The sequence below is a fragment of the Candidatus Polarisedimenticolia bacterium genome (genome assembly GCA_036004685.1).
GTDB lineage: Bacteria > Acidobacteriota > Polarisedimenticolia > Gp22-AA2 > AA152 > DASYRE01.
This window is the reverse complement of record DASYRE010000024.1, coordinates 79822-92224: the sequence shown is the minus strand read 5'-3', so window position 1 is coordinate 92224 and position 12403 is coordinate 79822. Positions and strand designations below refer to the sequence as shown.

11 protein-coding genes are annotated in these 12403 nt (G+C 66.8%); 3 read left to right on the top strand and 8 right to left on the bottom strand.

Features of this window, described 5'->3' with window-relative positions; translation table 11 throughout:
• Positions 1 to 540: 540 nt before the first annotated feature.
• From VGR67_05650 to VGR67_05640, 3 genes are read left to right on the top strand one after another with little or no spacing between them, the layout of a single operon-like run.
• Positions 541 to 1557: an ABC transporter substrate-binding protein gene (locus VGR67_05650; GenBank protein HEV8335881.1), complete on the top strand. Its 1017-nt coding sequence runs from the start codon at positions 541 to 543 to the stop codon at positions 1555 to 1557.
• Positions 1558 to 1567: 10 nt separating this feature from the next.
• The gene (locus VGR67_05645) at positions 1568 to 2404 is read left to right on the top strand and encodes an ABC transporter ATP-binding protein (GenBank protein HEV8335880.1); all 837 of its coding nucleotides are present in this window, start codon (positions 1568 to 1570) and stop codon (positions 2402 to 2404) included.
• A complete protein-coding gene (locus VGR67_05640) occupies positions 2401 to 3180 on the top strand; it encodes an ABC transporter permease (GenBank protein HEV8335879.1) in 780 nt (259 codons plus the stop codon). Before VGR67_05645 ends, VGR67_05640 begins: the two co-directional genes overlap by 4 nt.
• A 96-nt stretch (positions 3181 to 3276) precedes the next feature.
• Here the strand turns inward: VGR67_05640 and VGR67_05635 are convergent, their stop codons facing one another.
• From VGR67_05635 to VGR67_05600, 8 genes are all read right to left on the bottom strand, one after another.
• On the bottom strand, positions 3277 to 3954 hold the full coding sequence (locus VGR67_05635) for a M15 family metallopeptidase (GenBank protein ID HEV8335878.1): 678 nt from the start codon (positions 3952 to 3954) through the stop codon (positions 3277 to 3279).
• Between the two features lie 99 nt (positions 3955 to 4053).
• Positions 4054 to 4464 (bottom strand): VOC family protein, encoded by a 411-nt coding sequence (locus tag VGR67_05630; protein ID HEV8335877.1) that lies wholly within the window; start codon positions 4462 to 4464, stop codon positions 4054 to 4056.
• Between the two features lie 25 nt (positions 4465 to 4489).
• The gene (locus tag VGR67_05625; GenBank protein HEV8335876.1) at positions 4490 to 4642 is read right to left on the bottom strand and encodes a hypothetical protein; all 153 of its coding nucleotides are present in this window, start codon (positions 4640 to 4642) and stop codon (positions 4490 to 4492) included.
• A 59-nt stretch (positions 4643 to 4701) separates the two neighbouring features.
• Positions 4702 to 6618, bottom strand: a complete 1917-nt coding sequence (locus VGR67_05620) for a PAS domain S-box protein (GenBank protein HEV8335875.1) — start codon at positions 6616 to 6618, stop codon at positions 4702 to 4704.
• A 99-nt stretch (positions 6619 to 6717) separates the two neighbouring features.
• Entirely contained in the window at positions 6718 to 8223 is a 1506-nt protein-coding gene (locus tag VGR67_05615; protein ID HEV8335874.1) for a helicase HerA-like domain-containing protein, read from the bottom strand.
• Positions 8224 to 8525: 302 nt separating this feature from the next.
• Positions 8526 to 9935, bottom strand: coding sequence for an FAD-binding oxidoreductase (locus VGR67_05610; protein ID HEV8335873.1), 1410 nt, complete (start codon positions 9933 to 9935; stop codon positions 8526 to 8528).
• A 118-nt stretch (positions 9936 to 10053) separates the two neighbouring features.
• Complete coding sequence (locus tag VGR67_05605; GenBank protein HEV8335872.1) at positions 10054 to 10812, bottom strand: hypothetical protein; 759 nt, start codon at positions 10810 to 10812, stop codon at positions 10054 to 10056.
• Positions 10813 to 10876: 64 nt separating this feature from the next.
• Entirely contained in the window at positions 10877 to 12361 is a 1485-nt protein-coding gene (locus tag VGR67_05600; protein ID HEV8335871.1) for a hypothetical protein, read from the bottom strand.
• Positions 12362 to 12403: the final 42 nt, after the last annotated feature.

The following is a 12403-nucleotide window of genomic DNA, read 5'->3' as shown; positions in this document are numbered from 1 at the left end:
GATGCCGTCATGATCGCGCCTCAGGCAGGCCGCGCCCGCTTGCAAGGCGCGTGACACTCGCGCAGAAGAGAGACGATTGCCCGGCGATCGGCCGGCGGCCGATTCCGGCGACCGATCCAATCCGCCGGCAAGCGCGTCGCCCATCACGCCGGGAGCCCCGAGGAACGATCCGATGCCCGTCCAGAAGACCGCCACGCCAAGAACCTTGGCTCCGAGACTCCCTTCCCAGCCTCGAGGCTTCCCCGACCGGGAGGCGTGCGTCGGATCCTCCAATCGGGCCCGGAGCTTTCCTGCCCCGTAAACGACTCGCATGATGCTTGCTTAAACGGACGAAAACCCGGTCACCAGCCTGAAGATGCTTCCTAAACTATGTCATTCGGGACTCTTGGCTTGAATTCCGCCGCAGGCTGGTCGAGAATAGCGGGATTGCTCTCGCGCTGGATCATCGTCAAGTTCATGTGCCCGCTGCGGATCGAGGCGACCTCGTAATTGCGCTGAAGGGGCGGTGCACCCGCGCCGCGAAAAGCAGGAGGTGACAATATGGCAAGAAAGCTTATTATCGGTCTTCTCGCCCTCGCTTTCGGTCTGTCTGCCGGGACCGGCTTCTCGCAAGAGGCCCGCCAGCTTCGATTGGGACATTTCCCGAACATCACCCACGCCCAGGCGGTCTACGCGCAGTCGACGGGCACGTTCGAGCAGAAGGTCGGCGTGCCGATCAAATGGAGCATCTTCAACGCCGGACCCACTGCCATCGAAGCCCTGTTCGCCGACGCGATCGACGCCACCTTCGTCGGCCCCAGCCCGGCGATCAACGGCTATCTCAAGTCGAGGGGAAAGAAATTCGTCGTCATCGCTGGCGGTGCCAGCGGCGGAGCCGGCTTGGTGCTGCGCAAGGACTCCGGCATCAAGACGGAAAAGGATTTCAACGGTAAGACGATCGCCACCCCGCAGCTGGGGAACACCCAGGACGTGGCCGCCCGGCTCTGGTTCGATGCCCACGGCTACAAGCTCAAGGAGAAGGGAGGAAAGCTGACGGTCCTGCCGCTGGCCAATCCGGACCAGCTCACCCTCTTCCAGAAGAAGGAGATCGACGGCGCCTGGACGGTCGAGCCGTGGCTGGCGCGCCTGGAGATTGAAGGCAGCGGCGCCCTGTTCCTCGACGAGAAGGATCTGTGGCCCGACGGCCGGTACGTCACGACGCTGCTTATAGTCAACCAGAGCTTCCTGGCCCGGAACCCGAAGATAATCCGGAGCCTTCTGGAGGCCTTGGTGGAAGTCACCCAGAAGATCAACGCCGACAAGGCGGCGGCCGCGAAAATCCTGAACGCCGAGCTGAAGAACGAGACCGGCAAGGCGCTGTCCGATCCCGTCATCGCCAAGGCGATGGGCCGCGTCGAGTTCACCTGGGACCCGATCGCCGCCTCGCTGCGCAAGTCGGCCGAAGGGGCCCACAAGATCGGCTTCCTCAAGGAGCCTCCCGATTTGCGGGGTATCTTCGCGCTCGCGACGCTGAACGAGGTTCTCAAGGCACACGACCTGCCCGCCGTCACGGAGTGAATCGAGCTGCATGCCCCTGAGCCCTGACGCCAGCTACCTCCCGGAACCCGCCGCCGCCGCGGCCCGCGCCCCGGTCAAGCTCCGCTTGCATCAGGTGACCAAGACGTTCGACAGCGAGCAGCAGTCGGTCGAAGCGCTGAAGCCGGTCACCCTGGAGATCCGGGAGGGGGAATGGGTCGTCCTGTTCGGCCCCTCCGGATGCGGGAAATCGACCCTCCTCAACCTGATCGCCGGCTTCGAGTCCCCCACGTCCGGTGAGATCCTGCTCGAAGGCCAGGCGGTGACCGGCCCCAGCAACGACCGGCTCATGATGTTCCAGGAGCACGCGCTCTTTCCCTGGATGAAGGTCATCGACAACGTGAAGTACGGCTTGATCTGGGAGCCGGGATACCGCTATCGGCCGCGCCTGCGGCGCGAGAAGGCGATGGAGCTCCTCCGTCTCGTCCACCTGGAGGAGTTCGCCAGATCGTCGATCCACGAGCTTTCCGGAGGGATGAAACAACGGGCCGCGCTGGCGCGGGCCCTGGCGCCCGATCCGAAAATCCTGCTGATCGACGAGCCCTTTCCCGCCCTCGATGCGCTCGTCCGCGCGAAGCTCTACGGCGAGCTGCAGGACATCCTGGTCCGCACCAACAAGACGATCATCTCGGTGACGCACGATCCGCGGGAGGCGGCCTGCCTCGGCGATCGGGTCATCGTCTTCACCGGACGTCCGGGAGAGATCAAGGCCGAGATTCCCGTGGACCTGCTGCGGCCGCGCGACATCAACGATCCACAGGTCGCCGAGCACGCCGGAAGGATCGCGGCCTTGCTGAAGGAAAAGGAAGAGGAAGGAGGGAACGCTTGAGGCTTCCCGAACCGAAGCGACGGAATCTGATCGTCCTCGGCTTCTACCTGTTCCTGTTCCTGGCGTGGCAGGCGGTTTTCGAAATCAGGCTGGTGCCCGACTATCTCTTCCCTTCCCCCTTCAACGTCGGCGAGAGACTCTGGGAGCTCGGGCGGGAAGGGATGCTCTGGCCGAGCATCCGGGCCACCTTGTACCGGATGGCGGTCGGCTTCTCGATCGCCGCCGCCATCGGCCTCGCCGTCGGCGTGCTGATGGGGACGAGCCGGATCGTCAACAGCAGCCTCAAGTCGCTGCTCCTCGGGATGCAGACGCTCCCTTCGGCGGCGTGGGTGCCGATCTCGCTGCTCGTCTTCGGCCTGAGCGAGCGCGGCATCTATTTCGTCATCATCATGAGCTCGATCGCCGCGGTCGCGATCTCGACCGCCGAAGGGATCATGCACATCCCCCGGATCTACCTCCGCGCCGGGCGGACTCTCGGAACTCCCGCCTACGCCATGCCGTTTCGCGTCATCCTGCCCGCGGCCCTTCCCCGGATCGTGACCGGCATCAAGCTCGGCTGGACCCTCGGCTGGCACGGCGCCGTTTCCGCGGAGCTGATCAAGTCGAGCGTCGGGCTGGGATTCCTGCTCTACATGGGGAGGGAGCTGAACGACGCCTCGCAGGTTCTCGGCATCATGGTGGTCACGATCCTCTTCGGACTGCTTCTCGATCGCTTCCTGTTCGGGCTCATCGACGTCCGGATCCGCCGCCGCTGGGGCCTGCTCGCCTCCTCCTGATCCGCAACGCAGCCGGGTTTTGATTCACCGAGGTGGGCGGGCCCCCGGGACGCCTGCGGCGCTCCTGGACTCGCGGCGGCGGCAAGCGCCCCCGCCTCACCGCCCGGCTCGCTCGAGATCCAGGTTCAGGATCGGGTATTTCCCGCAGGATGCGTGGTTGAAGTGCCACCATTCGGCGTCGTTGACCGAGAAACCCTCCTTCGCCATCGCCGCGCGGAGCAGGTCCCGCTGCCGGCGCGACTCGGGGTCTCCGCCGGCGTAATCGGCCCGGGCGCGCTCGGTGAACTCGTCGTAGGCGCTCGGCATCGAGGCTTCCCTTCCCGTCTGGCGATCGAAGAGCGTCACATCGACCGCGCAGCCGCGGTTGTGCTTCGAGCCGACGCTCGGATCGGCCACGAACTGAGGCTGCCGCTTCTCGGCCGGCGCCGCGTCCCACAGCCGCTTGGTGACCGACCAGGGGCGGTAAGCGTCCCACACCACGATGCCCAAGCCGGCGCGCGCCAGGCGCCGATGAGCCCGGACGAGGGCCTTCGCCACCGGCCGCTGGAGGAGGGCGCGGGCGACCGGGTAAAGGGGGCTGCCGGTGAGGTTGTCGGACGTGGCGTATCGAAGATCGAGACGGATCCCCGGATCGAGCGCGGTCACCTCGACCAGGTCGGGGCGGCGGAAGCGCCCCGCTTCGCGCGGCGGCTCCTGGGCGGCGGCGGGACAGAAAAGAATCCACGCGGCCGCCAGCACCGCCGGCAGGCTTCGGGCCCCGGGCTCCTTTCTCAAGAGCCTATCGCTTCGGCTTCGCCATTCCCAGGACCCGGCCGTCGGGATCCTCCCCTTGTTGCCCGCACCTGGGCGCCCGGGAATCCTTCCCCGCGGCCGTCATGAGCTTTCCGCGATCGCGTCATAGCCCTTCCCGGTGAACTGCAGGATGCAGAAGCCGTGGCCGAAAGGATCGGACATCCTCGCCAGCCGGCCCCAGGCCCGGTCCTCGATGGCCCCTTCGAGGCGGGCGCCCGCCGAGACGGCGCGCGCCACGACTTCCTCCACGTTCTCGACCGCGAAATCGAGATGAACGGGCGTCCAATGGCGGCCATATTCGCGGGTGAGAGCCGACCCCTCGAACGGCGGCGAGCCCGGTTTCTTGCGCAGCAGGTAGATCGCCGACGAGCCGCCCAGCAGCTCGATCGCGTCGCCGCCGAAGCGCCGGCCCGTCTCCAGTCCGAGCGCCGCGCCGTAGAAGGCGGCGGCTTTCTCCACGTCGTCGACGTCGATGTTGACCAGGAATCTCATGATGGAAACGTCACGCTCGCCGTCTTCACGCGCGTCGCTTGAAGTACTGCACCGCGCGCTCGTGCTTCTCCGCGGCGGCGCGCGTCTTGAACGTGCCGAGATTGCGCCGGCGGCCGGTCCGCGGATCCTTCTCCCTCGAATAGAGGCGATAGCCGCCCGACTTCAGCTTGCGGATCATCGATGCGCCCCGGACTCCTTGCTCAAGCTTCCCGGCAGGCGCCGCGAGCGCGGCGCGGCTCACGGCCCCGCCAGCTCCGCGCGGCCCTTGGCGCCGAAGGACGCCAGCAGCTCCATCAGCTCCGCGTGCGACACCGGCTTGACCAGATGCGCGTCGAATCCCGCCTCCTTGGAGCGCCGCCGATCCTCCTCCTGTCCCCATCCGGTCAAGGCGACGAGGAGAATGTTCTTGCCCCACGGCTGCGCGCGGATCCGGCGGCAGGTCTCGAAGCCGTCCATCTTCGGCAGGCCGATGTCCAGCATCAAGACGTCCGGCTGGAACGCCTTCGCCGCCTCGACCGCCTCCAGGCCGTCGTACGCCGTCCGCGTCTGGTTGCCGTTCATCGCCAACAGCGTCGAAAGGGAGTGCGCGCTGTCCTGGTTGTCGTCGACCACGAGAATCCGCAGCGCCGGCGCCACCCGGCGATCGCGGGCTGTCCCGTCCAGGCCGCCCTCCTGCGTTTTCTCGACGAGCGCCGGCAGGCGCACCTGGAACGTGCTCCCCTGGTCCGGTCCGTCGCTCTTCGCGTCCACCCGCCCGTTGTGCATCTCGACGAGCTGCCTCACCAGCGTCAGACCGATGCCGAGCCCGCCGGAGGCGCGGTCCAGGCGCTGGTCGCCCTGAGTGAACATGTCGAAGATCCGGGGAAGCATCCCGGTGGAAATGCCGATCCCGTTATCCCGCACCGACGCCGCGATGATCTCTCCCTGCCTCTCGGCGCTCACCTCGATGCGCCCGCCGCGCTTCGTGTACTTGCAGGAATTGTTGAGCAGGTTGCCGAAGACCTGCGCCAGGCGCACCGGATCGCCATGCACGAAGAGCGGCTCCGCCGGCAGGCGGACGCGGATCTCGTGACCGAGGCGCTCGGCCATCGGCCGGCTGGTTTCCACCGCCTGATGGATGACCGCTTGCAGGTCGACCCGCTGCCGGCGCAGCTCCAGCCGGTTACGCGTGATGCGGGAGATGTCGAGCAAGTCGTCGATCAGCCGCTCCATGTGAGAGACCTGCCGGTCGATCATGTCGCGGGCCTTGGTCGCGACCTCGGAATCGGCTTCGGCCAGCTTCATGATCTCCAGCGAGTTCCGGATCGGCGCGAGCGGGTTTCTCAGCTCGTGAGCCAGCGTCGCCAGGAACTCGTCCTTGCGGCGATCGGCGTTCTTGAGCACCTCTTCCTCCACCTTGCGCGCCTCGATGTCGATGACGACCGAAAGCCAGCCGGTCACCGATCCGGTGGTGTCGAACGTCGGCGAATACATCGCGCTGATCCAGCGAGGGCCAATCTTCTCGTAGTCGATCTGCGTCTCGAACTGGACTTCCTCGCCGGCCAGGACGCGATCGACATAGGGCTGCAGCCGCGCCATCGCCTCGGGGCCGAGCACCTCCGCGATCGGGCGGCCGACGATTTCCTCGGGGCGGCGCTGGAGCCATTCGGCAAAGCGCTTCCCGACCCAGACGTACCGCAGGTCGCGGCTGCAGCGGGCGACGGGGGCCGAAAGCGATTCGGTGATGATCTGTAGCTGGCGCTCCGCGGCGCGCAGGCCCTCCTCCGCCCGCTTGCGCAGCGTGATGTCGCGGGCGATCTTGGAGGCGCCGATGACGCGTCCCGAGACGTCGTGGATCGGCGAGCTGGTCAGGGAGATGTCGAGCCGCCGGCCGCCCTTGGCCACACGGACGGTCTCGAAATGATCGACCCGCTCCCCCCGCCGCAGCTTCTCCAGGATGACGCGCTCCTCGTCATGGCGCTCCGGAGGAATGATCAGGAGGATCGACTTCCCGACCGCCTCTTCGGCGGTGTATCCGAACACCCGCTCGGCGCCCGCGTTCCACGTCAGGATGATTCCCTCGAGCGTTTTCCCGATGATGGCGTCGTCCGAGGCCGAGACGATCGAGGCGAGCAGCGCCTGGAGGTTCTGGGGTGCATCGAATGGCTGGTTCATACCGTGTCCGCAATCTTCTGCCGAACAATCGAGCTCTTGATTAAACTCCTTCAGAGACCCGATCATATACGCACTTTGACCGCGTTGGCCAGGACAAGGCTACCGCTGTTGCGGCTCTCGGAGAAGTCCTCCCAGAATCCCCCGCAGGAGCCGCCGCCCGACCTGGCTGCCGACGGTGCGCGCCGCCTGCTTCGCCATCGTCTCGACCATCCCCTGGCGGCGCTTCGTTCCCCACAGCAGGTCGTTCAAGGCCCCGCCGGTCTGGAGCTTGTCCTCGGCCGGGGATCCCTGATTCGCCGGCGAGCGCTCCGCCGCGCTCCCGGCGGGAGGAGCGGCGGCCTTGCGGCTCAGAGTCTCGTAGGCCGACTCGCGGTTGATCCGGGCATCGTATTTCGCGCCGAGCGGGCTCCTCGCCCGCGCGGCGGCCCGCTCCTCCTCCGTCACGGCCCCGATCCGGCACCGCGGAGGGCAGATCAGCGTCCGCTGGACCGGCATCGGGACGGCGTTCTCCTGCAGCGTCGAGACCAGGGCCTCCCCGACGCCGAGCTGAGAGATGACCGAGGCGACGTCGAGCGGCGGATTGGGCACGAACGTCTCGGCCGCGGCGCGCACCGCCTTCTGATCCCGCGGCGTATAGGCGCGCAAGGCGTGTTGGATGCGATTCCCGAGCTGGCCGAGGATCTCCTCCGGCACGTCGTCCGGGAACTGGGAGCAGAAGTAAACTCCCACTCCCTTGGACCGGATGAGGCGCACCACCTGCTCGACCCTCTGCCGGAGCGCGGGCGGGGCGTCGCCGAAGAGCAGATGCGCTTCGTCGAAGAAGAAAACGAGCTTGGGCTGGTCGAGGTCGCCCACCTCGGGGAATCTCTCGAAGAGCTCCGACAGGAGCCATAGCAGGAAGCTGGAGTAGAGGCGCGGTTTCAGGATCAGCTGATCGGCCGACAGGATGCTGACGATCCCGCGTCCGGTGAGATCCACCCGGAGGAGATCGCTCAGCTCCAGCGCCGGCTCGGCGAACATCGCCTCTCCGCCTTCGCGCTCCAGCCCCAGCAGCGCCCGTTGAATCGCCGCCACCGACTGGCCGCTCACCAGCCCGTACTCCCTGGAGATCTCCTTGTGGCTCTCCGCAAGGAAGTTGAGCAAGGCACGCAGATCGTCGAGATCCAGAAGAAGCAGGCCGCGGTCGTCCGAGAGCTTGAAGGCGATCTCGAGGGTGCCCGCCTGGACGTCGTTCAGCTCGAGAATCCTCCCGAGCAGCTGCGGGCCCATCTCGCTGATCGTGGTGCGGACCGGGTGCCCGGCTCTGCCATAGAGATCCCAGAAGATCACCGGGCTGGCTTCCGGCGCGTAACCCTGCAGTCCGACCCGGGCGACCCGCTCGCGGATCTTGTCGCTGGTAGCCCCAGGCATCGCGAGGCCCGCAACGTCCCCCTTCACGTCGGCCAGGAACACCGGCACTCCGAGCCGCGAGAAACCCTCCGCCAGCACCAGGAGCGAAACCGTCTTTCCCGTTCCCGTGGCCCCCGCCACCAACCCATGGCGATTGCCGTACTTGGCGAGCAGGTTGACCGGTCCCTCCCCCTTGCCAATCAGGATCTGATTCACCTTCGGTCCCCATGTTCGAGTTTCGTCATCGTAGGCGGTCCGGTCAAGACCGGACGCGCGCGCCGCATCCTCCTGGTCCCGGCCAGCTCGCCGAGCAAGCCGGCGGCGAAAAGAGCGGCGCCGGCGAACGCCGGCGCCAGGCGGATCGGGTTGGCCAGCCCTTCCCCGAAACCGGCTCGATCGCGGGCGATGAGGGGAACGAGCCTCAGCCCGGGCCGTCGCGGAGAGGTTCCCGTGCGAGACCGCCGTGGTCGCTCGATTCTTCCACGAAAGCAGAAGACGTCTCAAGCCCAGGTACGATTTCATGCGACAGTGAGTCCGAGGTCTCTCTCCGGCGCCGGCTTGATGTTCTGGTTCATGCGGAACAGGTTGTGGGGGTCGTACTGGCGCTTCACCCCTGCGAGGCGATCATAGTTCGTTCCGTAGGCGGCACGCACGCGCTCTCCCTCGTCCGCGGTGAGGAAGTTCACGTAGACCCCGCCGCTGGCGAAAGGAGCCGCGGCATTGGAGAAATCGCGCGCCCACTCGATGCAACGGGCATCGTCGGCCGAGTCTTCCCAGCGGCCGTGGACGTTCATGACGAAGCGGGCGTCGCGGTGAGGATACGCGGCCGAGTCGGGATCCGGACGCGTCGTGGCGCCGCCGAGGGCGGCCAGGAAGATCTCGCACTGGGGCGAGGGCGGCCTCCCGATCGCCTCGATGGCGACGTCGAAAAGACCCTCGTCGAGCGTCGTGAAATTGTGGGACTTCCAGTAGTTGCGGGCGCCGGCGGCGAGCAGCGGGTCGAAGGTCCTTTGCCAATCGACGTAGGACTGGACCCCCAGGTGCTCGCCGACGGGAGTGCCGAACTTGCGCAGCGGCGCAACGAGCCGCTCGGCGTGCGCCGGATCGCAGGCGCACAAAAGGGCCAGCGCCAGAATCCCCTTGCCGTGGACCGTTTCGGGAAGGAACGGCAGAGGCGGCGCCTGGCGCAGAAGAGCCCACACGGAAAGATCCTCCTGCGCCTTCGCGATGAATTCACCGTACTGCTGCAGCACCGACTTCGCCGCCGAGATCGGATAGACGATCAGGCCGCTGAGAACCCCGGGGCCGACCGGGTGGAGGCGGAACTTGAAGCGCGTGACGACACCGAAGTTCCCGCCGCCCCCGCGCAGCGCCCAGAAGAGGTCTGGATGCTCGACGGCGCTGGCGCGCACCACCTCGCCGGAGGCCGTCACCACCTCGGCGGAGTCCAGGTTGTCGATCGTCATCCCGTACTTGCGGCTCAGCCAGCCGAATCCACCTCCCAGCGTGAGTCCGGCGACGCCGGTGGTGGAGTTGATGCCGACCGGCGTGGCGAGGCCGAGGGCTTGGGTGGCGGCATCGAGGTCCGCGAGCGTGGCGCCCCCCTCGATCGTGACGCGGCGCTCCCGGGCATCGACGGTGGCGGCCTTCATCGCCGAGAGGTCGATGACGAGACCGTCGTCGCACATCGCGTTCCCGGCGATGTTGTGCCCGCCGCCGCGGACGGCGAGCGGCAGCCCTGTGTCCCGCGCGAAGTTCACCGCGTCGACCACGTCCCATACGTCGGCGCAACGGACGATGAGAGCCGGGCGCCGGTCGATCATCGCATTCCAGATCCGGCGCGCGTTTTCGTAGGCCTCGCTTCTCGGGAGGAGAACTTCTCCCCTCAAACCGTCCTGGAACCTCCGGATCCTCGTCGCAATCTTCATGGCTTTCTCCTTAGGCGGTTACCGCTGCTCCGAACGCTTCCGTCCCTCTTCCGGTGAGGCGGGACCGGCGGGAGCCGACCGAGGTCAATCGGCTCCCCGCCGGCGGCCTGGAGGTGGGTTAGGGGGCGGGCTGCGGCTCGGCGTAAATGAAGTCGTCCATCATCACGACGTCCCGGGCGGGGGTCCTGGGGACGCGGTTCCCGCTGGTGATGCGGACCAGGAAGACCCGTTCCCCCGCGTCGAACGACACGCCGATGAAAGAGAGGCTGCCCCGATCGGTCGGGCCGGGAAGGACGTTCCGACTGAAGAGCAGCCGGCCGTTGACGTCGAAATACTCGATCTTCGTGCTGTTGGCGACGTTGACGTCGGTGAACACGGCTCCGAACCCACCCACCGTCGCCGAGGAGGGGCTTCCGGGCACGAAGAAGAGAGTGTCGGTGATGTTGCTGTCCAACGCGGTGAACAGCCTCTGCGGGCTGAAAGTGGTGAACAGTCTCGGAAAGGCGGGATGGATGTTGCCGAAGCGGACCGGAGTGTTCGTCGGGTTGTCGCTGTCGGCGCTCACCTGGAAGCCCGTCCCGGGAGTGAAGAAAACGACCCCGCGCGGGGAGTTGGCGTTGAAGAAATTGGCGGGCAGGTTGTTCGGGGCCGAGAACGCGTCCGGAACGCCGTCCCAGTTGATCTCCCGTCGTCCGCTGGGGAACGAGCCGGGGGTGTTCGGGTTGAGGGTTCCGAGGAGGCCGCGGAAATCGTCGACCGAAGCCTGGATGTCGGCGGGGGTCGCTCCGGAGGCCTCGAAGACGACGGGCGCCGCGGAGGTGAGGACCGGGAATGATCCGAGCAGCAGAGCCAGTGCGAGGACAACACGCTTCATCATGGTTCTTCTCCTTTCGAAAGTTGGGGGGGTGGGAACGGTTCGAACCGTTGCGATCCTTGGAACGTTATCGATCATCCGAGTCCCGCCCTTCGGAAGCAGGCACCGTCGGAATCACTGCCGTCGCGAACCCGGTCAGGACCCAGGCCCGCTGGCTGTTGGCGAAACGGGGCGCCAACATGCCATCGTTGATTTCGCGGGTCACCGCGAACCGGTCGTACGTGGTGGCGGGGAGGAACAGGCGCGCGTTGTCGGGAAACCCGTCGCTTGCGCTGTCCACGTCGCCCTCGGCCGCGGAGATGACGCCGTCCCGATTCTGGTCGACCCGCGCGATCTCCTGGGCGTAGGCGTCGAAGATGCGCTGCGGCTGGGATGCCACGGCGGGCTCGAACGACGCGATTCTCTCGAACACGTCGAGATAGATCTCGTGCGCCAGGCCGCTCGGGATGAAGCGCTCGCGGAACTCGCGCTGCCGGTCGTCCTCGCCCTCGAACTTGTCGGCGTCACGGGGCAGGAACGGGCTGTCGCCGTATACCCGCGGATCGTTGTGGATGCCCGCCGGCCCCGATCCCGGAGTCAGGTCGTTGAGGTCGCCAATCAGTCCCGCCTCCAGCGTGCCGGCGATACCTCCGGTGAACGGCAGCTCGTACAGGGGGAAGACCCAGTTGGTCGTGTAGTTGAACTCCCAGTAGGAATGGACGTCCCCCTGCTGCAGGGCGTTGTAGGCGCCCATGCTCAGGGTGATCGGCACGAGATTGGACTGGATGTCAGGGAAGCTGTCGGACGCGGACGGGAAGCGGGCCGGATTACCGTCGGTCGTGAAGATGTTTCCGGCCAGGTTGTTGCCCTTTCCCATCTCCGCCAATCGCTCCGCGTCCGTCTGGAGGATTTTTCCGAACTGTGCGTGTCCGTCCGGGCGAGCCGACGCCACGCGCGCCACTCGCAGGTCGTGGATCATCCAGCCTTCGTACCAGCCGCTCTCGTTGTTGATGACGAAGAGAGGATGGATGTCGGTGAAGACGTCGATGAAGGCGCGGACGTCGTTGGGATCGGTGGGAAGATCCTCTTTCGGCTCGACCACGAGACGGACCGTGCCGATCGTCGGGAGGCCGCAATCCCCACCGGTGGCCGTGGGATCGACCGCGTCGTTGATCCCCGGCAGCGACGCCGTGAAGACGTTCGGCTCGAACCCGCGGGTGTCCAGAAGGTAGTAGAAGAAAAGCCGGCTCGGGCTGTCCGCTTCCGCGAACGCCTGCATCGGCAGTGTCGTATGCGGACGTCCCGCGAGCCGCACCAGCTGCTGGCGGAGAGGCTGGGGGAGGAACCGGACGTCGCCCCGGTTCGCGACGCCGGCCATGTCGCGCTGGGCGCGTGGATTGGGACGGCAGGGCGGCGGAACGGTGTCGGTCTCCAGCCGGATCGCCGAGGCGGTGCTCGCGAAACTCCTCGATGCTCCCGTGTCCGCTCGGCCGGCGCCGAGCGCCAGAGCGCCCAGGATGCCCGCGGGCAGCAGCAGCGCGCTTGCGGGACGTTTCAGCAGCTTCCGGTTCATGAACATGCTGTCCTCCAGATCTCGAACGTTGGGGGGGTAGTG